At 42.5% G+C, this 17,314-nt stretch carries 18 protein-coding genes; 6 read left to right on the forward strand and 12 right to left on the reverse strand.

The window, feature by feature from the left end:
• Positions 1 to 5 precede the first annotated feature (5 nt).
• The gene (locus tag WJR50_RS12000) at positions 6 to 512 is read left to right on the forward strand and encodes a hypothetical protein (protein WP_341293519.1); all 507 of its coding nucleotides are present in this window, start codon (positions 6 to 8) and stop codon (positions 510 to 512) included.
• On the opposite strand, the gene WJR50_RS12005 is transcribed toward WJR50_RS12000, so the two are convergent.
• The 4 genes from WJR50_RS12005 to WJR50_RS12020 all read right to left on the reverse strand — a co-directional run bounded on the left by WJR50_RS12005 (position 507) and on the right by WJR50_RS12020 (position 4,771).
• The gene (locus WJR50_RS12005) at positions 507 to 1,115 is read right to left on the reverse strand and encodes a YceI family protein (protein ID WP_341293520.1); all 609 of its coding nucleotides are present in this window, start codon (positions 1,113 to 1,115) and stop codon (positions 507 to 509) included. The genes WJR50_RS12000 and WJR50_RS12005 overlap by 6 nt on opposite strands.
• Positions 1,116 to 1,237: 122 nt before the next feature.
• On the reverse strand, positions 1,238 to 2,530 hold the full coding sequence (locus WJR50_RS12010; protein WP_341293521.1) for a hypothetical protein: 1,293 nt from the start codon (positions 2,528 to 2,530) through the stop codon (positions 1,238 to 1,240).
• A gap of 23 nt (positions 2,531 to 2,553) precedes the next feature.
• Positions 2,554 to 3,126: a YceI family protein gene (locus WJR50_RS12015; RefSeq protein WP_341293522.1), complete on the reverse strand. Its 573-nt coding sequence runs from the start codon at positions 3,124 to 3,126 to the stop codon at positions 2,554 to 2,556.
• Positions 3,127 to 3,637: 511 nt separating this feature from the next.
• Entirely contained in the window at positions 3,638 to 4,771 is a 1,134-nt protein-coding gene (locus WJR50_RS12020) for a PQQ-dependent sugar dehydrogenase (protein ID WP_341293523.1), read from the reverse strand.
• A gap of 157 nt (positions 4,772 to 4,928) precedes the next feature.
• Between WJR50_RS12020 and WJR50_RS12025 the strand changes: the two genes are divergently transcribed.
• The 4 genes from WJR50_RS12025 to WJR50_RS12040 all read left to right on the forward strand — a co-directional run bounded on the left by WJR50_RS12025 (position 4,929) and on the right by WJR50_RS12040 (position 7,632).
• Complete coding sequence (locus WJR50_RS12025; RefSeq protein ID WP_341293524.1) at positions 4,929 to 5,795, forward strand: SDR family oxidoreductase; 867 nt, start codon at positions 4,929 to 4,931, stop codon at positions 5,793 to 5,795.
• Positions 5,796 to 5,863: 68 nt separating this feature from the next.
• Positions 5,864 to 6,346 carry a GNAT family N-acetyltransferase gene (locus tag WJR50_RS12030; RefSeq protein ID WP_341293525.1) on the forward strand — a complete coding sequence of 161 codons (483 nt, stop codon included), beginning with the start codon at positions 5,864 to 5,866 and terminating at the stop codon, positions 6,344 to 6,346.
• Between the two features lie 39 nt (positions 6,347 to 6,385).
• Entirely contained in the window at positions 6,386 to 6,577 is a 192-nt protein-coding gene (locus tag WJR50_RS12035; protein WP_341293526.1) for a YwbE family protein, read from the forward strand.
• A 143-nt stretch (positions 6,578 to 6,720) separates the two neighbouring features.
• Positions 6,721 to 7,632 carry a sugar phosphate isomerase/epimerase family protein gene (locus WJR50_RS12040; protein WP_341293527.1) on the forward strand — a complete coding sequence of 304 codons (912 nt, stop codon included), beginning with the start codon at positions 6,721 to 6,723 and terminating at the stop codon, positions 7,630 to 7,632.
• Positions 7,633 to 7,667: 35 nt separating this feature from the next.
• Here the strand turns inward: WJR50_RS12040 and WJR50_RS12045 are convergent, their stop codons facing one another.
• From WJR50_RS12045 to WJR50_RS12080, 8 genes are all read right to left on the reverse strand, one after another.
• The gene (locus WJR50_RS12045; RefSeq protein ID WP_341293528.1) at positions 7,668 to 8,378 is read right to left on the reverse strand and encodes an HAD-IA family hydrolase; all 711 of its coding nucleotides are present in this window, start codon (positions 8,376 to 8,378) and stop codon (positions 7,668 to 7,670) included.
• 96 nt (positions 8,379 to 8,474) lie between these two features.
• Positions 8,475 to 10,301 (reverse strand): glycoside hydrolase family 15 protein, encoded by a 1,827-nt coding sequence (locus tag WJR50_RS12050; protein ID WP_341293529.1) that lies wholly within the window; start codon positions 10,299 to 10,301, stop codon positions 8,475 to 8,477.
• A 106-nt stretch (positions 10,302 to 10,407) separates the two neighbouring features.
• Entirely contained in the window at positions 10,408 to 11,457 is a 1,050-nt protein-coding gene (locus WJR50_RS12055; RefSeq protein ID WP_341293530.1) for an ion channel, read from the reverse strand.
• 42 nt (positions 11,458 to 11,499) lie between these two features.
• Entirely contained in the window at positions 11,500 to 12,447 is a 948-nt protein-coding gene (locus WJR50_RS12060; RefSeq protein WP_341293531.1) for a YihY/virulence factor BrkB family protein, read from the reverse strand.
• A gap of 49 nt (positions 12,448 to 12,496) precedes the next feature.
• Positions 12,497 to 13,039 (reverse strand): DUF421 domain-containing protein, encoded by a 543-nt coding sequence (locus WJR50_RS12065; RefSeq protein ID WP_341293532.1) that lies wholly within the window; start codon positions 13,037 to 13,039, stop codon positions 12,497 to 12,499.
• 146 nt (positions 13,040 to 13,185) lie between these two features.
• Positions 13,186 to 14,952 carry a hypothetical protein gene (locus tag WJR50_RS12070; RefSeq protein ID WP_341293533.1) on the reverse strand — a complete coding sequence of 589 codons (1,767 nt, stop codon included), beginning with the start codon at positions 14,950 to 14,952 and terminating at the stop codon, positions 13,186 to 13,188.
• Between the two features lie 45 nt (positions 14,953 to 14,997).
• Positions 14,998 to 15,231 carry a hypothetical protein gene (locus WJR50_RS12075; protein WP_341293534.1) on the reverse strand — a complete coding sequence of 78 codons (234 nt, stop codon included), beginning with the start codon at positions 15,229 to 15,231 and terminating at the stop codon, positions 14,998 to 15,000.
• A 115-nt stretch (positions 15,232 to 15,346) separates the two neighbouring features.
• Positions 15,347 to 15,565 (reverse strand): hypothetical protein, encoded by a 219-nt coding sequence (locus tag WJR50_RS12080; RefSeq protein ID WP_341293535.1) that lies wholly within the window; start codon positions 15,563 to 15,565, stop codon positions 15,347 to 15,349.
• Positions 15,566 to 15,854: 289 nt separating this feature from the next.
• Here WJR50_RS12080 and WJR50_RS12085 point away from each other — a divergent pair, with 289 nt between their 5' ends.
• Entirely contained in the window at positions 15,855 to 17,294 is a 1,440-nt protein-coding gene (locus WJR50_RS12085; RefSeq protein WP_341293536.1) for a sulfatase family protein, read from the forward strand.
• The last annotated feature ends 20 nt before the right edge of the window (positions 17,295 to 17,314 follow it).

Consider the following 17,314-nt stretch of genomic DNA (forward strand, 5'->3'; position numbering starts at 1 on the left):
TCCTTATGAAAAGCAAAAAGATCAGCTTGTTTCCGGATATTCAGGCCAATCATTTAAAAAGCTTGCGCAATCGGCGCTGGTACTTTGTGATGGCTTCCTTCTTTTTGCTATGCGAACTGCTGATGTTGTTCTCAAACAGGTCTGCTTTCTTTTCTTCGGAAATAATGTCTTTCCTTTTTCCTCACTTTTTCAACCTGTTTTTGGTTACGCTTTTGCTAATCAGAGGGATAAAAGCCACGCGTAAAGATCAGGAGCTTTTTGTGGCTTTTGAAGATGAAAAACTAAGCTTCCGGACTCAGCCGGGTGGAGAGGTTCATACTATTCTGTATCAGCAGATTGAATCCATTAAGATGCACACTCTGGGCACATATTTTCATCTTAAAGACGGTAAAAAGAGATACCTAACCTGGGAAGAAGCTGATTTTGATGATATTCAGGAATTGAAAAGTATCTTGCTGGAACTACAAGTAAAAGTGGGAGAAGCTTTCTGGGAGGAAGAAACAGACCTATAATAAGCTGAGGTTAAGCTTAAAATCTATGATTACCTCTTCATCAACTACTATCATCCCCAGAAACTTTTTGGGAGGAGTGAGCTCAAAATCTCTGATGTTTAATGCTTGGCGACCTACGTAAAATACCTCTCCATCTTCTTCTTTAAGCTGTACAGGAACAGTATAAGATTCTAGCTTGCCGGCAATTTCTATGATCACTTCAGCCAGTGCTTCATAATTTTTTTCAGGAGAAAGGTTAAGGCTTGCCAGCCGGACTTTCAGCAAAGGATATTGCTCATGCTCCAAAAGTGCACGGAAATCTTTATTCATTCCGGAGTGACCGCAGTCAAACCGGGCTACTTCAACAGAAAGCTGGGCATGGTCCAGCAATATCTCATTTTCAGTTCTTTGCACGTTGATGGATAACGTGTCCGCACCGATATTGCCCTGGTAGGCACAGCTAAAAGAGTTGATATTGGTAGTCCCCAGAATCTTCAGGTGACTATCCCTTTCTATCAAAACGCTTACGAGCTTCTCCTCTCGGACCGGGAAAATCAGACGCTTGGTAAAAAAAGCCAGCGATATCATCAATGCATAGCTATAAAGAAGAAGAGAGGAGCCCATGATTTTAGAGTTCAAAAGTGGAGAAAAAAAGTTTGTCTAAAATTGCTCGCTTTGCTATTCAAAAGAATAAGTTACACGACTTCAGGCCGGGTAACTTATTCCAAATTATACAATTTTGATCTCTAGAATGCTACAGTAGCCTCCAGAATTAGTCCATCAAACTGACCTTCGTGATAGATGCTACTGGGCGCAAAGTCACTATAAGTCTGGGTAACGTACTCTGCTTTCATCAGAATATTTTTGGTGATGAACCAGCCACCCCCTACCTGCAGACGGTTGATAGTTATCTCGTCAGTGGAGAAAGGTAAAGGACCGGAAAGCGTATTATACCTCAGGCCTACATAAAGTTGATCGTAAGGCAGGAAACGGTAGATTGCTTCTCCACCATACTGGCTCCAGTCACGGTTTTCATCTTCTGTAGAAAGGCTGCCATTAGACCACTCAGCTACGCCAAAGAGTTCCAGACCGCCAATTTCCACAAAAGGGTTGACCATAAAGGAAGTAACATCGTCACGGAAGTTAGGGTTAAAACGACCAGAGGTAAAATTGGAAGAGGTGGAAGCATTTACATTTTCCATTACCAGGTAGTATCTGGAACCCGCACGGTCACCGGCATACAGCGTATTATTTACGGAGGAAGTAGTAGTGTAGAATGAACCGGTAAGTCTGAAGCGTAAATCCTCACTGATTTGATTGTCGTAACCTATTTTGCCATAGAAAGCAGGAGCGCGTCTGTCAGGATTGGTAACACCACCCTGTATTTCACCTCCGGAAGAAGCTACCATTGCCAGGAAGTTATCTTTGAGGAAGTAGACTTCTGCCCCAATCTCAGTGGTAAATGCATCCATGATGTAATTACCCACAAAAGGATTGTACATCGCATTGGCGTTATCGGTTCTGCGGAAGTGAGTGTCGCCATAGTTGATTTCCATATGACCTATGCGCAGCCTTACATATTCAAATATATTATCCAGAAACTGACTCTTCAGGAAAGGGACTTTGTCTACCTGTAGATAACCACCTTTTACCCAGGCTTCGGGGTGGTGACGGGCAGAAAGATAAGTAACCACATTCATACGTACCCCATCGGCCAGTTGTACGTCCAGGTTCAGGTTGGCAGTGGCCAGATTAAATCCAGGTCCGATGTCAATTAATTCATTCACGTTTGTCCCGTCCATATCAATGGGTGTAGCTTCGTTGCTGTGTTCCAGTGCCTGAAACTGCTGCGTGAAGGCACCTCCTACTCTTACTGCCACACCGCTGTAATCTACTGTATCGGCCTTAGGCACTTCAAATACATTGATACCTCGCTTATCGTAAGGTCTCCAGTACTGCATATCTTTGAACTGGGCATAACTCATCCAGGGGATGCTGATCAAAATCAGAGCGATTGAAATTTTCTTTAGCGTTTTCATGGCGTGGTTTTTAATTGTAGTTTTCAATTGGTTTTACTGAGTTGTAGCGTATATGCAATGGTGATTTCATCACCGGTTTTAATAGTTCCGAATACTGCGGTGGGAGGTTCAATCCCGAATTCTGTCATTTTGAAGCTGTGACTTCCCTCCAGACTGATCTGGGCGGGATTGTTTAAATCATAATCGGCACTGAGTGTCACCGGCTTGGTAACCCCGGCTATGCTCAGGTTGCCAGAGGCGGTAATTTTTCCCTGACCTGCGTTTTGAATTTCCTTTAGGGTAAATTGGATGTTGGGATAATCATCTTCATGCAATGCTTCATAAGTGTTCTTATCCATGGCAGATTTTCCGCTCTTGATAGACTCTACCGGAATGGTGAGGGAAAAATTCTGAAACTGAGGCTGCTGGTCTTGTACCTGCAGCTGCGCTTTCCCTTCTAGTTTGGTCACATCACTTTCCCAGTCGTGCAGGGAAGATGTCCCCTGGATGACCATCTTACTGTCATTTGCAATTTGATAGGTAGATTGTGCAAATGTCGCGCAGGATACTGAGACGAAGATCAGTGTGAGCGCGATGATATAGTGTGAATTTTTCATGATACTGCTACTTTTGTTTCTCCTGGTTTGATGAACTTCTTATTCCATCATGCTTGACGAGTCAAAAGTAAAAGGACTATACCGAGATGTCTTTGATAGATATCAGCTTAATAACTGACTTTAATCAGCTTTTCAACGATAAACTGAGTTATTAATGGCTTATAGCTTTTTTTAAGCTGAAGAGGTATGGGTGAAGAATACACTATTTGCAAAAAAATACTCTCCTTTACCTGAAAAAAATAAATCAAAAACTCAAAATATTATGATCCTGTTACCTTTGAGAATTATGAAAAAACTCATCACCAGAACTACTTATTTTAAAATAAAAATATTTGACTTTTCTCATAAGAAGCATTTAGGAAATCAGGTGTTGTCTCAGGAATTGAAGGATTGATACTAGTAGGAGAGGGTATAAATAACTCCGTTGTAAAAGTATATAAGTGGCTATAATACAAAACAAAACCCGATCCACTGAAATGAACCGGGGCAATGTTTTACAATAAAAAATACATTATTCCTCTAAAGAAGCTTTATCCATAGCGGCAGGTACCATCCTGACAATCATGCCCGGACCTTCTACCACCACATAAATATTTCCATCAGGGCCTTCTCTCACTGTTCTAACCCTTCCGATATCTTCCAATAGCTTTTCAGAGCTGATCACCCTGTCACCATCCAGTTCCAGGCGTTCCACATAGCGAAATTTGAGTGAACCCACAAAGAGGTCTCCCTGCCAGTTTTTGAACTTGTCACCGGTATAGAAATCCATGCCGCAGGGAGCGATGGAAGGTACATAATACCAAACAGGCTGCTGCATGCCTTCTTTCTCACGAATATCTGTAAATTTTGTATTATCATAATTGATACCATAAGAAATCATCGGCCAGCCGTAATTATTTCCTTTTCTTACTATGTTGATCTCATCGCCGCCCTGTGGGCCGTGTTCATGCTCCCAGAGCTCACCACTTGCCGGGTTCATTGCCATTCCCTGAGGGTTACGGTGTCCGTAAGAAAATATCTCAGGACGTTTGCCACTATCGTTGACAAAAGGATTATCCTCAGGAATACTGCCGTCATCATTAAAACGCATTACTGTCCCCAGTACATTTTCAGGGTTTTGTGCATTCTCCCTTGCACCTCTGTCGCCGATAGAAAGATACAGATATCCATCATTGTCAAACTCAATTCTTCCGCCAAAGTGTTGTCCGGCATCACGCAAAGGTGTGCCTTTAAAGAGCACTTCCTGCTCTACCAGTTCATCACCCTCTAATTTAGCGCGCATCAATGCGATATTGCCTTCATTCCCACCTTCAGAGTAGGCATGGGTAATGTAGATCCAGCCATTTTCGTCATAATCGGGGTGCAACTCCAGGTCAAAAAGTCCGCCCTGTCCGCGTACGTAAATTTCAGGTAACCCTTTGATTTCTTTTACAGCCTGAGTTTGAGGGTTAAAATGTTTGAGCTTTCCTCCTCTTTCAGTCACCAACATGCTACCATCGGGTAAAAAAGCCATGCTCCAGGGTATAGTGAGGTCAGTAAGTACAGTGTCTACAGTATAACTTTCCTGCTCGGTAGAAACTACAGATTGCGCACAGGAAAAAAAGGTGATGCATGTAAAAATGCAACAGCTGATTAATTTTTTCATAGAATAGGTTTTAATATAAAGTAAAAGGGTAATTTAATAATCTTGAGGTTCTGCTGAAACTAATTTTCCTAGCGAGAGTTAAAAAGCTACTCTCAAAACTTTTTGAGAAGGGCTTTGTTCAATTAAGCCAATCTTTCAAATACAATTATTTTTTGTTATGATATTAATTACCGGAGCTTCAGGTCATTTGGGTCACTCAATCGTTGAACAGCTTTTACCTAAATTATCCGAAGGAGAAAAGCTGGTAGCATGCAGCAGAAGCTCCGAGAAACTCAGTCATTTCAAAGAACAGGGTGTGGAAGTAAGAGAGGCAGACTATGATGATAAAAATAGTCTGATCAAAGCATTCAGGGGAGTAAACAAAGTTTTGCTGATCTCCAGCCATGCTCCCAACCAGCAGAGAATCCAACAGCACAAAAACGCGATTAGTGCAGCCGTACTGGCAGGTACCAAGCACGTGTGTTATACCAGTTTTACCAATGCTGTGCCCGAATCCAGATTTCTGTTTGCGGAAGTACATGCCAAAACCGAAGCCCTGCTCAAGAGCAGCGGACTTACCTATACCATTTTTCGCAATGCCTGGTATGCCGATCTATTTACTGAAGGTATAGCGCAGGTATTGCAACAAGGTAAACTGGAAGCTGCGGCAGAAGAAGGACGTATCAATTCCATTCCCAGATCCGAAATAGCAGCAGCAGTAAGCCAGGTATTGAGCACAAATAACTACGGTAATTCTACGCTTGAGCTAACTGGTCCTGAAACTTTTAGCTACGAGGAAGTCGCCGCCTGGATATCTGAAGCTTATCAGCAGGAGGTGAAGTATATGGATGTAAATACTGAGCAGATACGTAAGCTTTATGGAGGAGATTCCCCCTTTGGATTTGAAATACAGGGCATTATTAGCAGTTACGAAGCTATGCAGGCCAACGAATATAATTATGTTAGTGATGACTTTGAGACGATAATGGGGCGTAAACCTATGTCGGTTAAAGAATTTATACAGAAACAGGCTGCTAAGTCATAATTTGGTAAAAAGCTTTACCAGGTTTTGCTATTTTCAGTATTTTTGGCGGTTTCCAAATGTTTTTGCACATGCTAACGATCCGCCAGATTGAACCACAAGATAACTTGGCTATTGCTTCGGTGATTCGCTCAGCTATGGCTGCCTATGACGCAGACCCTCAGACAACTATCCTGGGAGACCCTACCCTTGACCATATGTATCAGACCTACCAGCAGGAAAAAGCAGTGTACTTTGTCGCCTGCCTCAATGATAAGATAGTGGGAGGCTGTGGCATCAGGCAACTGGATGGTAGCGAAGAAAATATCTGCGAGCTCCAGCGCATGTTTCTGCTTAACGAAGCCAGAGGGCAGGGGATAGGAAAAACTTTGATGGAGTATTGCCTGCAAAAAGCCAGGGAGTTTGCTTATGAGAAAATCTATCTGGAAACCCTTAGCCAGATGAAAGAAGCACAGCAACTGTACAGGCATTTTGGGTTTGAGCCCGTTTCAAAAGCTTTAGACAATACTGGCCATTGCGGCTGTGATGTGAAAATGCTAAAGATTTTAGAGTAGGATAAAGTTGTTGTTCATAACAGTAAAAAATAAGCAATTATGGATGGTAAGAATAGAAGTGATATCAAAATTGGGAGCGAAGTTTCCATTGTGTTAAAGCAGGACCAACGCAGCGGTAAACTTACCGAGGGGGTAGTACAAAATATCCTGACCAAAAGTGCTTTTCACCCTCATGGCATCAAGGTGCGGCTGGAGAGTGGAGAAGTAGGCAGGGTGAAGAAAGTGATGTAGTTCTTAGCTGCTAATGAATGGCGATGAGGTTTTGAATATTTGCTTACATCAATCCATGATGGCCATAACACCATAACTCAAAAATTCCTTATCTTAATAGCCAAATAAAAATTTAGCGTTTACCATCAACAACCTACTTAATTATGATGAAGAGGAGAGATTTTATCAAACAGAGCGCTGCGGCAAGCCTTAGCTTATCTTTAGTACCTTCCGTTTTTTTTCGTGAGCAGAATGCCTATGTAGACCAGATCGGCTTGCAATTGTATACGGTCAGAAATCAGATGGCAAAAGACCCGTCGGGTACGCTTAAAGCCATCAAAGCAGCCGGATATAGCCAGGTAGAAGGAGGAAATCCGCTGGAATATGGCAATATGCTTCCCATGATCAAAGATGCAGGCTTGTATTCTCAGAGTTCTTTCATCAATCAGGCTTATATCACCGAGCGTTGGGATTTGCAGGGGGCGAATGCTCCCGAAGCTAAAAGCATAGATGCAGTGATTGAAGCGGCGGAGAAACATGGACTAAAGTATCTGGTTTTTGGCTACCTCAGCAAGGCTGAAAGAGAAACACTGGATCAGTATAAGCAGTACGCTGAAAGGCTCAACAAGGCGGGCGAGAAATGTGAACAGGCAGGCATTCATCTTTGCTACCACAACCACTCTTTTGAGTTCCAGCCCATTGATGGTAAGGTGCCTTACGATCTATTGATAGAAGAACTTGACCCCAGAAATGTGCAGTTTGAGCTGGATATTTTCTGGGCCAGCATTGGTGGTCATGCCCCTGAGAAACTCATGAAAAAGATGAAAGGACAGGTTCGTTTGCTGCACCTAAAAAACAAAAAAGCAGGCATTGCCGACGAGTATGACGAAGGCAAGGTGCCTAAAGATGCTTTTCAGGAAGTAGGCGATGGGGTGATTGACGTGCAAAAGGTACTCAAACTGGCTCCCAAAGTAGGGGTAGAGCAGTGTTTTGTAGAACAGGATCAGTCTCCAGATCCTATCCAGAGTATCGCTGAAAGCACGGCTTATCTGAAACAGATAAAAAGTAAGATTTAGACGAATTGAAATCCGGCTGAAAAAGCCGGATTTTTTTATGCTACTTTTTCAGAGGTAATCCCCAGAATATCCAGTATTTCGGGTAGTTGGGCAATGAGGTGAGTGTGTTCGTAATTTTTGAGTTCCTCCTCCGTGTAATTTCCGGTGGTGACTCCAATCACATATTTGCAACCAGCTTCCATTCCCTGCTGCATGTCGGAAGCAGTGTCGCCTACTTTGGCTACTTTTTTGATATCCTCCACACCAGTCTGCTTCATGGCTTTATAAATCATGTCGGGGTAGGGACGTCCATTCTCTACTTCATCACTGGTGATGCTTACGTCAATCTTGTTTTTCCAGTGCAGGCGATCAATAATTGCATCAGCGATAGGTCGGCTGAAACCGGTATCCAGAGCTACTTTAATATTGTTCTTTCTTAGCAGGCTAAAAGTATCACTAACACCCTTCTTTTCCTTAATTTCAGGAGATTGCTCATAGTAGCTGACCATATCCTGCACAAAAAACTGATGAATCTCTTCAATAAACTCAGGCGTGATTTTAGACTTATCTTCCAGCTTTTGCTCCAGCAGAATGCGGATAGCCTCTGGCTTGGGATAACCCATCACTTCTACAGTTTCTGCCAAACTCACCTTAAAGCCCGCTTTGGCAAGGGCAGTTTGTAGTGCTTTTTGTACGCTATCTTTATCTTCTACGGTGGTACCAGCCATATCAAATACCACCAGCTGAATAGTGCTTTCCTCCTTCATGGGGATTGTTGTTTAGTTGTTTATGGCTAAGTTAGCAAATATGTGCCAATGATTATCAAAGCGCAGTGAGAAAAGGGATAAAAGCGAAATTGTTCTCTAGTGAGTACCATTCAATCCTCTGTTGAGGGCAAAAGCTGCACTGATAAGCCCCAGGTGCGTAAATGCCTGCGGATAATTGCCTAACTGCTCACCTCTGAGCCCGATCTGTTCTGCGAAGAGCCCCAGGTGATTACCATAGCCCAGCATTTTTTCAAAAAAGAGACGGGCTTTTTCCAACTGTCCACCTCTTGCCAAACACTCTACATACCAAAAAGAACACATGCTGAAAGTGCCCTCTGTTCCTTCCAACCCATCTTCAAAAAGTTGATTGTTGTAGCGGTAAACCAGTGTATCGGTAACCAGCTCTTTTTCTACTACTTTCAGGGTAGAAATCCAGCGGGGATCATAAGGGCTAATGAAGCGAACCAGGGGCATCAGCAGTACCGAAGCATCTATCACATCACTTCCTTTATGCTGGACAAAAGATTGAAGACCTTCATTCCAGAAGTTGTCATAGATATCATGATAGATTTCATCTCTCACCTTGCGCCACCGTTCCCAGGGGTAAGGGAAAGACCTTTTTTCAGCCAGTCTGACAGCCCGGTCTACTGCTACCCAGCACATTACGCGCGAGTAAATGAATTCCTGGGTCTCAGACCTTATTTCCCAGATACCATGATCTTTTTTGTGCCAGTTATCACACACAAAATCAATCTGATGAGTAAGCTTTTCCCAGAAGTCATAGGTGATAGGTTCTCCATATTTGTCGTAGAGATATATACTGTCCATCAACTCACCATAAATATCCAGCTGAAGTTGATTATAGGCATCGTTGCCAATCCTAACCGGCTTTGACTTTTTATAACCTTCCAGATGATCCAGCTCAGTTTCATGAAGGTCTGATTCGCCATCTATACTATACATGAGCTGGAGATTGTTGGGTTTGTCTACATTTTTCTCAAACTGAGTGCGTATCCATTTCATAAACTCTCCTGCCTCATAGGTAAAACCTAAGCGGATAAAGGCATACATGGTAAAGGCCGCATCTCTGATCCAGGTATAGCGGTAGTCCCAGTTACGTTCACCACCCACTCTTTCCGGCAGCCCAAAAGTAGGGGCCGCTACCGGTGAGCCAAATTGATAGGAGGTAAGGAGCTTAAGTGTGAGGGCAGAACGGTTCATCATGTCTTTCCACATGCCCTGATAGTTGGATTGTGCTACCCAGTTTTTCCAGAAATTATTGGTCTCCTGAAAGGTTTTATTTACATAATGTTCCACACTTCTTTTTTCATCTTCTTTATCTCCTTCTTCTGATATGGCTTCCAGAATGAAACTTACTGATTCCTTTTCTTTGAGTGTAAAGTTAGCCCAGGCGTCACCATTTTCCAGTTTCATATCTACATCGGCCAGCAGACGTATGTTCCAGTGGGTGCTGCCAAACGTAATCTCTCTGTTGTTTATTTGCTGACCCTTATGTTCATCCTGAGCGTAGTTGAATCGTGGTGCGCAGTTCATTTTGATATCCACTTCTCCCCGGATTACAGTCACCTTTCTTACCAGTGTACAGTTGTGCTCCATTTCCTTTACGGGCATAAAGTCAGTGATCTCTACCATACCTTCGTAGGCCAGAAAACGAGTGAGCAATACATTAGTATCCGGCAAATACTGTTGCTTATAGTCCTCATCTTCCATTTGAGCCTGAATGGAAAATTTCCCTCCTTTCTCAGAATCCAGAATAGAGGCAAAGATACTGGGAGAGTCAAAGCGAGGAAAGCACATAAAATCTATGGAGCCATTGTTACCTACCAAGGCAACTGTGTGCTGATTACCGATGATGCCGTAATGATCAATGGGCAAGTAATCCTGATTGGGTGAATTCTTCATAGATTGACAATTTGCTAAGGCTTGCATTCCAACAAAAAAAGGAAGGTTCAAAACCTTAGAAGTTTATGAGAAGAAGCTTTTAAGAGCAAAAAAGTTTATTTCTTTTTTACAAAAGACTTCTGGCAAACTCAATATCAAAATCGGTTGAATATTCTTGATTGTATAAGTCATCCCACTGCCAGCCATCGCTGATCAGGTTACTGTATAATAGTTTTCTACGCCTACTCAGTAGCTTGTATTTTTCCTGAGGGTTAGCAGTGTACTCAAGCGTATTGCCAATTTTGTTTTGAATCAACTCAAAGTCTGGAAGTGGCGGAGCTTTTTCAGTAAATTTCATATAGCTTACCGCTTCAAAGTAGGAGGTAAGTGCTCTTCTGGTTAGCTGAAGTTCCAGGCGTTGAGGTTGTAACTCTACAGGTACATGAAGTATAAAAATAGAAAGGGCCTCATCAAGTTTGGAAAACTGCAATACTATATTTTCGGAGTGATTATTTGCATGCATGTGGTGTAGTACCGGATATGCTAACTGATTTTGAATATATGTATGGATCTCTGGCGTTAAGTTTGCCAGTTGCGTACTAATTTCTGAGAAATCTTTACCGTTAAAACTGTTGATTACGATCTGCTCGGGAGTAGCTCCCAAATCCGAGATTTGCATCGCCAGCGAACGTTTGTGTACTGCGTTAGACAATACAGGTACCAGATAAGTTATGGAAGTTGTAATGGTAATAAGCCCCAAAAAGGCACAAAAAGCGGTAATAGCTCTCCAAATATCATTACCCGGGATAAAATCCCCAACACCTAGTGTGGATAGTGTAAAACCAACAAAATAAAATTTTTCAATTACATCCGTTGCTTCTTTGGTCTGTCCGTTGAGTACCGAATCAGGAAAAGCAGAAAATATGATGAGCAGACCAATCCATAGCAGGCTCACCCATACAAAGATGATAGAAAAAATAATGGCTATACCTACATATTTTAAAAGAGGGTGGGTAGCCTTTTTGCCAGCTGCATTAAAAAAAATCTGGTAAACAATATGGTTGATTTTGGCGGTAATTGGCCCTTGTCCGGATGCCAGAAAAGTAGTGAGGGCAAAGTCGTATAAGCAAGCAGCTAAAATTGTTAACCCCAAAATGACCATCAGCAGTGATGCCATATGTGTAGTGAATTAATGTAAATATTTATTTGGCTTAGCATGTTAATGAGTTCTCGTTTGATTTTCCTTTGAGTTGTCTATTTTCTTTTCCAATTGTGCCAGACGATACTCCGCATTGCGACGAGCATGGGCGGAAGGCTGCAGGCGGTGACCATTTTTGCGGGCATACACCTGGGTAAACTCAGCGCCAAAAAGTAAAATCAGGCCGGAATAATATACCCAAAGCATGATAATAATGATAGAACCCGCTGCACCAAAAGTAGAGGCAGGGTCTGTTTTTCCCATATAAAATCCAATCAGGAATTTGCCAATGGTGAACAAGATTGCAGTAACGAGTGCCCCAACCCAAACAGATCGCCATTCTATCTTTACATCGGGCAGTACTTTGAACATAATAGCAAAAAGTACCGTCAGTATGCCTATGGAAAGTAGAATTTGTATAATATAAAACACAAACACCGGAAAGTTGGGTAACTGTTGTTGTATCCAGCCGCTGAGTGCAGATAAAGCAGTAGACACTACAAGGGAGACAATGAGCAGGAAACCAATAGCAATGACAAGGCCCAGGGCAGTAATTCTACTCTTAGCGACCTGTTTGATACCAGCTTCAGGATCCTGCTCTACTTCCCAGGCATCATTTAGTGACTTCTGTAACTGATAGAATACACCAGTAGCTCCAAAGAGCAAAGTAGCTACGCCAATGATGATACTAAGCACAGATTTGCCTTGCTCCTTGGAGTTACTGATCATGGTTTGAATCTGCTGGGCAGCATCTTGCCCCAGCATGCTTCCTAGTTGATTGCTTACTTGTTGCTGAATATACTGCTCGCTCCAGACCAGGATGGCCACATTGATCACAATGATCAGCAAAGCAGGCAATGAAAAGATAGCATAATAGGCTAATGAAGCGCTCTGACGAAAAGCATCATCACTTTGCCACTCCTGAAAAGAATCTTTTAGATAAGATAGTGCACTGTTTGAGTTACTCATAGCTTAAAAAGTTTATATAATTGAAAAAATCAGATATGCTACCTTTTGTTCATATCTCCTCCTTAACTTTATTCATAACACCCTCCAGTAACGCAGGGTTAAATTTTTGTTCTGCATCGTTTTTTTTCATAACGGATACTGTACCACTAGCCTCTAGTACTGCGGCCCATACCTGATTATAGTCTGTGATGCCCTTTCCACGTAGTTTGGCATTTAGCTCATAGCGAGTAACTCTGGCATGTTTAAGATTTTTTTCTAGTATTTTACCCCGATCTATCAGAAGTATTGGATTATGATCTACAATATCACTTACAAAAGACCATTTGTGCCGCATAAATGCAATAACTGTTTGTAATACGAAGAGTGTGAACAAAGCGACTGTCCCTTCTACCAAAGATATGGCATCGCTGGTAATCGTTGAAGCCAAGAGTGCTCCCATAGCAAGGGTCACCAGAAAATCAAAACTAGAGTTGGTAGTAAAACTACGGATTCCTGCAATTCTACTGGCCACTATCGTAAAGAAATAAAAGAATATTGTAGAGAGGAATACCCAGATGATGCTTTGGGTATTCTCAAAAAACATAGTTTTCATGCGTATGAAATGGACAAGCTAAGATAAAAATTACTACAAATCGTAGCCGTTCAAGACTTAAAGAAAGCACCAATCAGTTCAGCTAAGACAATAAAGGCCATAAGTTGACCCTATGACCTTTATGTAATCAACTAATAAAAATAACTTTACAGAATAGCTACCAATCCTCCGGCTGCTGAGGCAAGCCCTGATACAAAGGCAGTACCAAATAACCACCATGCGGCAGCAGCGGCGGTTTTACGTACATCCTCAGCCTGGTGCAGAGATTCCTGCTTGGCCTGAGCAATACGACGGGTAGTTTCTGCTTCTATCTTATGGGTGGTTTCAATCATTTTGTTTCTGCTTTCATCTACCTTATTAGCCAGATTATCGATATCACTGCGAGAGATCTTATCATTGGCTGTCAGCAGTGAAATAAAAGTCTCTTTGTTAAAACGCTGCAGACGATTTCTTACTATCTCGGGAGAAGACTTCGGATCATTCATGATGCTTTCTATATCCCATTTCAGAGAGTCATATTGAATCTCAGGGCGTTGTGTGCGACTTAAATAGTCTCTCAAACGCTTTTCCAGTCCTGAACCTGTCTCCGATGCCCTGGCGCTCGCTGTCTGCTGCCCTTCATTGAACTGCGTTTTGGTAGTGGATGTCGCATCGTCTACCTTGCTATTCGCCTGATGCTTTGCATGGGTAGCTTTATTAGCCACTGTGCCAATCGCCTGCTCTACAAAAGAAACCAGCTTTTCTGCCTTGCCATGATCCATTTTTTTCTGGTTTTCCAGCAGTGCTACCATGGTACTGCGATCCATCTGGTTAGCACGACGGCTCAGTATTTCCTGCGCATGATTAGGGTGTTGAATGATCTCCTCTATGTCATGGCGTATTGCCTCAGGATTAAGTTCATCGCGCTCAGTGCTGCGCAAGTATTCTTCTATCTTACGTACATAATTATCTAAATCTTCCTCATTAGCAGGTATAAACTGTGCTGCCACCTTTTTGGCTTTGTCTTCTTTAGTATCTCCAGACTTTACCGCCTGTTGCGCCTGCTTGAATACACCACCCAGTTTTTTTACATCCTGCTTACTAAGGTTAGATTGCTCAGAAGCCAGTTTGATGAATATTTCACTTTCTTTACCCTGTAAATCCTGATCTGTCCTTTCTTCTATGCGAACATCTCTGAGGATATTGATAAAATCCTGCTTGATCTGCTCATAATCAGGCGTGCGTTCGGCGGTCTGTTCCAGACGGTTTACGTATTCATCTATCTTATCTTTAATCGTATGCATATCGGTAGCATCCGTCATTTCGCGACGTACCTTATCAATGGTATGCTCAGCAATATCTTCAATTTTATGCGCCTGAGATTTAGTAAACATATCCTGTAGCGCCGACATGCTGTGCTTGATTCCGGCAAAAGCCGTATTGATCAGCGTTCCCAGTAAAGAGCTTACGGATTTTACTTCCAGGTAAGCCATAGTAGTAAAAAATGCAGCCCAAATCACCAGTCCTAATGTGATACCGATGATGACATTACCAATAAGGCTGAGCTTAACTGCCAGCAAACTTGCACAGAAAAGTGCTACACTTACGGTAATCATGGTCCAGGCACCTAGGCCGGAACTGATTTTGACACCCATGGGCGTGCTCCCGGACGAAGACTTGTTCTTGTCGGCGTCTGATGATGACTTGTTGGCCTTTTTCTGAATATTACCTACTGCGGAAATCCCAATGGCTACTGACAGGGCGGACAAAAGCACCTGAAAACCTACAGCCAGTAATACCCCAGCCAGCAGGCTGATAAAAAACTGTGGTATAGCAATCACATCTGTTACCAAAGGCGACACCTGTGCGTAGCTGCTGCTGACCGTCAGCAGAGAGATCGCTATAGTAATAGCGAAAAATTTAAAAAATCTCATTTTTGTTAAGGATTGATTAAAAAATGTAGTAAAACGAAAATGGCATCAGGAGCCACTTTCATCCTCAAGGTTTTCTTCTTTCTCTACAGTTTCTGTTTCCGTAATCGTATCTATGGTTACCGTCTTTTCACGGATTTTCTTCTCCACTTCATACTCTTTTTCTACGGCTACCGTATCGGATTCAAGCACGGTTCTTTCGGTAGTTTTATTTTGTCCAGAATTGCAGGCAGTTATGCCAAGTATAAAGCATACCGAAAAAATAGTAAGTAAGGATTTCATAATATAAAAGTTTAAAAAATTGATAATCAATGCTTAAAACATTATTCTAACAGAAGAATGTCTGCGATGTTCTTGAAAAGTTATATTTTTTTCTTTTGGTACTAAGTTAATAGTACTAATTGTCTAAAATTCCATTTAGCATTGGATAGAAAGAACTCTCCCGTATCGTCTGTTTTTCCAGCTCTGAAAAGGGTCTATTTAGAATTTCTGTCCTAAGGATACTGGCATACAGAAAGCTTTCGCTTCTGAGAGCACTGATCAGGTGAACAAACAGGTCTTTTTTTGAAAATTGCTGTACTAAGGAACTTACCTGGGCTTTTCTTTGCATACTCATAAAGTCAGGGGGTTACTACTCGTTTATCTTGATGAATCTTAACTATAAAAGTAACGATACATAAGAAGGAAATTGTCGTTTAGGAATATTTTTAATTGAGTTTTTTACCAAAAGGTACAAGCAGCTTACGGATTGTTATCAAGCATTTGATCATTTAGTAGGAGCATTATTTGCTAATTTTTTGTTGGCAATGTAGGTTGAAATTAGCTATACATCTTGTCACAGCAAACTGAAAATAGTATACTTGAGCGCTAAGCCTACACATATGTATATGACAACCTCACATTCCATGAAATACCGGTGTTTATTGCTTCTGCCATTATTGCTGGCTCTGTTAGCTTGTAACTCCCAAAATACCACTACTGAAGCGGAAACTCCACTCCAAAAACCGAATATCGTCATCATTTTTACCGATGACCAGGGCTATCAGGATGTGGGTGTTTTTGGCTCGCCGGATATCAAAACTCCCAATCTGGACCAGATGGCCAGTGAAGGTTTAAAACTTACGGATTTCTACGCTGCCCAGGCCGTTTGCTCAGCTTCAAGAGCGGCCTTGCTGACGGGTTGTTATCCTAACCGGGTGGGCATACACGGAGCACTCATGCCCGATGCCAAAATCGCGCTCAATCCTTCAGAAACTACGATGGCTGAGATGCTGAAGGCCAATGGCTATGCTACGGCCGCATACGGCAAATGGCATCTGGGAGACAAGACGGAATACATGCCCAACCAGCAAGGTTTTGATGATTATTTTGGCATCCCTTATTCCAATGACATGTGGCCGCTGCATCCCCAACAAGGTCCGGTTTTCAACTTTGGCCCATTACCGCTCTATGATAATACGGAGGTGATAGATACGCTGGAAGATCAGTCTATGCTGACTACGCAGATCACCCAGAGGAGTGTAACTTTTATTGAAAACAATAAGGACAAGCCTTTCTTCCTTTATGTTGCCCATCCCCAGCCTCATGTACCGCTTTTTGTCTCTGATAAATTCAAAGGAAAGTCGGAAAGAGGTTTGTACGGAGATGTGATCATGGAAATAGACTGGTCGGTGGGGCAGATCATGGAAGCCTTGAAAAGCAATGGTCTGGATGAAAACACATTAGTTATTTTTACTTCCGACAATGGCCCCTGGCTATCCTACGGTAAGCATGCAGGAAGTGCCTTACCATTGAGGGAAGGCAAGGGTACAGCGCTGGAAGGTGGGCAGAGAGAACCCTGCATCATCCGTTATCCTGCGAAGCTGCAAGCTGGAGTTACGATTGATGTGCCTCTGATGACCATAGATATTTTGCCTACCATCGCTGCCCTTACTGGTGCTGACTTGCCGGAAAAGAAAATTGATGGTAAAAACATATGGAGCGTACTTACTGGCGAATCTCAGGAAAGCCCGCACGAAGCTTACTTCTTTTACTATAAAACCAATGAGCTGCATGGCGTTCGTTATGGTGACTGGAAGCTGTATTTTCCCCACGCTTACCGTTCACTGAATGGCCGTGAAGGAAGAGACGATGGTCTTCCGGTTGATTATGAACAACTTAAGTTTGACGAGATAGCGCTTTATAACCTGAGAGATGACATCAGTGAAACCAATAATGTGGCGGACGAACATCCCGAAGTGGTAGAAAAAATCAAAGCTTTAGCAGATGAAATACGTCAGGAGTTGGGTGACAGCCTCACGGGTGTAGAAGGCTCAGCAGTCAGACCTCCTGCCAGGGTGGAGTAGATTTATTTACCGCCAGTAGA

It is taken from the genome of Catalinimonas locisalis (genome assembly GCF_038039535.1).
In the GTDB taxonomy this organism is placed as follows: Bacteria; Bacteroidota; Bacteroidia; order Cytophagales; family Cyclobacteriaceae; genus Catalinimonas.

What these genes read in the sequence shown, in the direction of transcription:
- WJR50_RS12000 (WP_341293519.1), top strand. Translation starts at nt 6, where the DNA reads ATGAAAAGCAAAAAGATCAGCTTGTTTCCGGATATTCAGGCCAATCAT.
- WJR50_RS12005 (WP_341293520.1), bottom strand. Translation starts at nt 1,115, where the DNA reads ATGGGCTCCTCTCTTCTTCTTTATAGCTATGCATTGATGATATCGCTG.
- WJR50_RS12010 (WP_341293521.1), bottom strand. Translation starts at nt 2,530, where the DNA reads ATGAAAACGCTAAAGAAAATTTCAATCGCTCTGATTTTGATCAGCATC.
- WJR50_RS12015 (WP_341293522.1), bottom strand. Translation starts at nt 3,126, where the DNA reads ATGAAAAATTCACACTATATCATCGCGCTCACACTGATCTTCGTCTCA.
- WJR50_RS12020 (WP_341293523.1), bottom strand. Translation starts at nt 4,771, where the DNA reads ATGAAAAAATTAATCAGCTGTTGCATTTTTACATGCATCACCTTTTTT.
- WJR50_RS12025 (WP_341293524.1), top strand. Translation starts at nt 4,929, where the DNA reads ATGATATTAATTACCGGAGCTTCAGGTCATTTGGGTCACTCAATCGTT.
- WJR50_RS12030 (WP_341293525.1), top strand. Translation starts at nt 5,864, where the DNA reads ATGCTAACGATCCGCCAGATTGAACCACAAGATAACTTGGCTATTGCT.
- WJR50_RS12035 (WP_341293526.1), top strand. Translation starts at nt 6,386, where the DNA reads ATGGATGGTAAGAATAGAAGTGATATCAAAATTGGGAGCGAAGTTTCC.
- WJR50_RS12040 (WP_341293527.1), top strand. Translation starts at nt 6,721, where the DNA reads ATGATGAAGAGGAGAGATTTTATCAAACAGAGCGCTGCGGCAAGCCTT.
- WJR50_RS12045 (WP_341293528.1), bottom strand. Translation starts at nt 8,378, where the DNA reads ATGAAGGAGGAAAGCACTATTCAGCTGGTGGTATTTGATATGGCTGGT.
- WJR50_RS12050 (WP_341293529.1), bottom strand. Translation starts at nt 10,301, where the DNA reads ATGAAGAATTCACCCAATCAGGATTACTTGCCCATTGATCATTACGGC.
- WJR50_RS12055 (WP_341293530.1), bottom strand. Translation starts at nt 11,457, where the DNA reads ATGGCATCACTGCTGATGGTCATTTTGGGGTTAACAATTTTAGCTGCT.
- WJR50_RS12060 (WP_341293531.1), bottom strand. Translation starts at nt 12,447, where the DNA reads ATGAGTAACTCAAACAGTGCACTATCTTATCTAAAAGATTCTTTTCAG.
- WJR50_RS12065 (WP_341293532.1), bottom strand. Translation starts at nt 13,039, where the DNA reads ATGAAAACTATGTTTTTTGAGAATACCCAAAGCATCATCTGGGTATTC.
- WJR50_RS12070 (WP_341293533.1), bottom strand. Translation starts at nt 14,952, where the DNA reads ATGAGATTTTTTAAATTTTTCGCTATTACTATAGCGATCTCTCTGCTG.
- WJR50_RS12075 (WP_341293534.1), bottom strand. Translation starts at nt 15,231, where the DNA reads ATGAAATCCTTACTTACTATTTTTTCGGTATGCTTTATACTTGGCATA.
- WJR50_RS12080 (WP_341293535.1), bottom strand. Translation starts at nt 15,565, where the DNA reads ATGAGTATGCAAAGAAAAGCCCAGGTAAGTTCCTTAGTACAGCAATTT.
- WJR50_RS12085 (WP_341293536.1), top strand. Translation starts at nt 15,855, where the DNA reads ATGAAATACCGGTGTTTATTGCTTCTGCCATTATTGCTGGCTCTGTTA.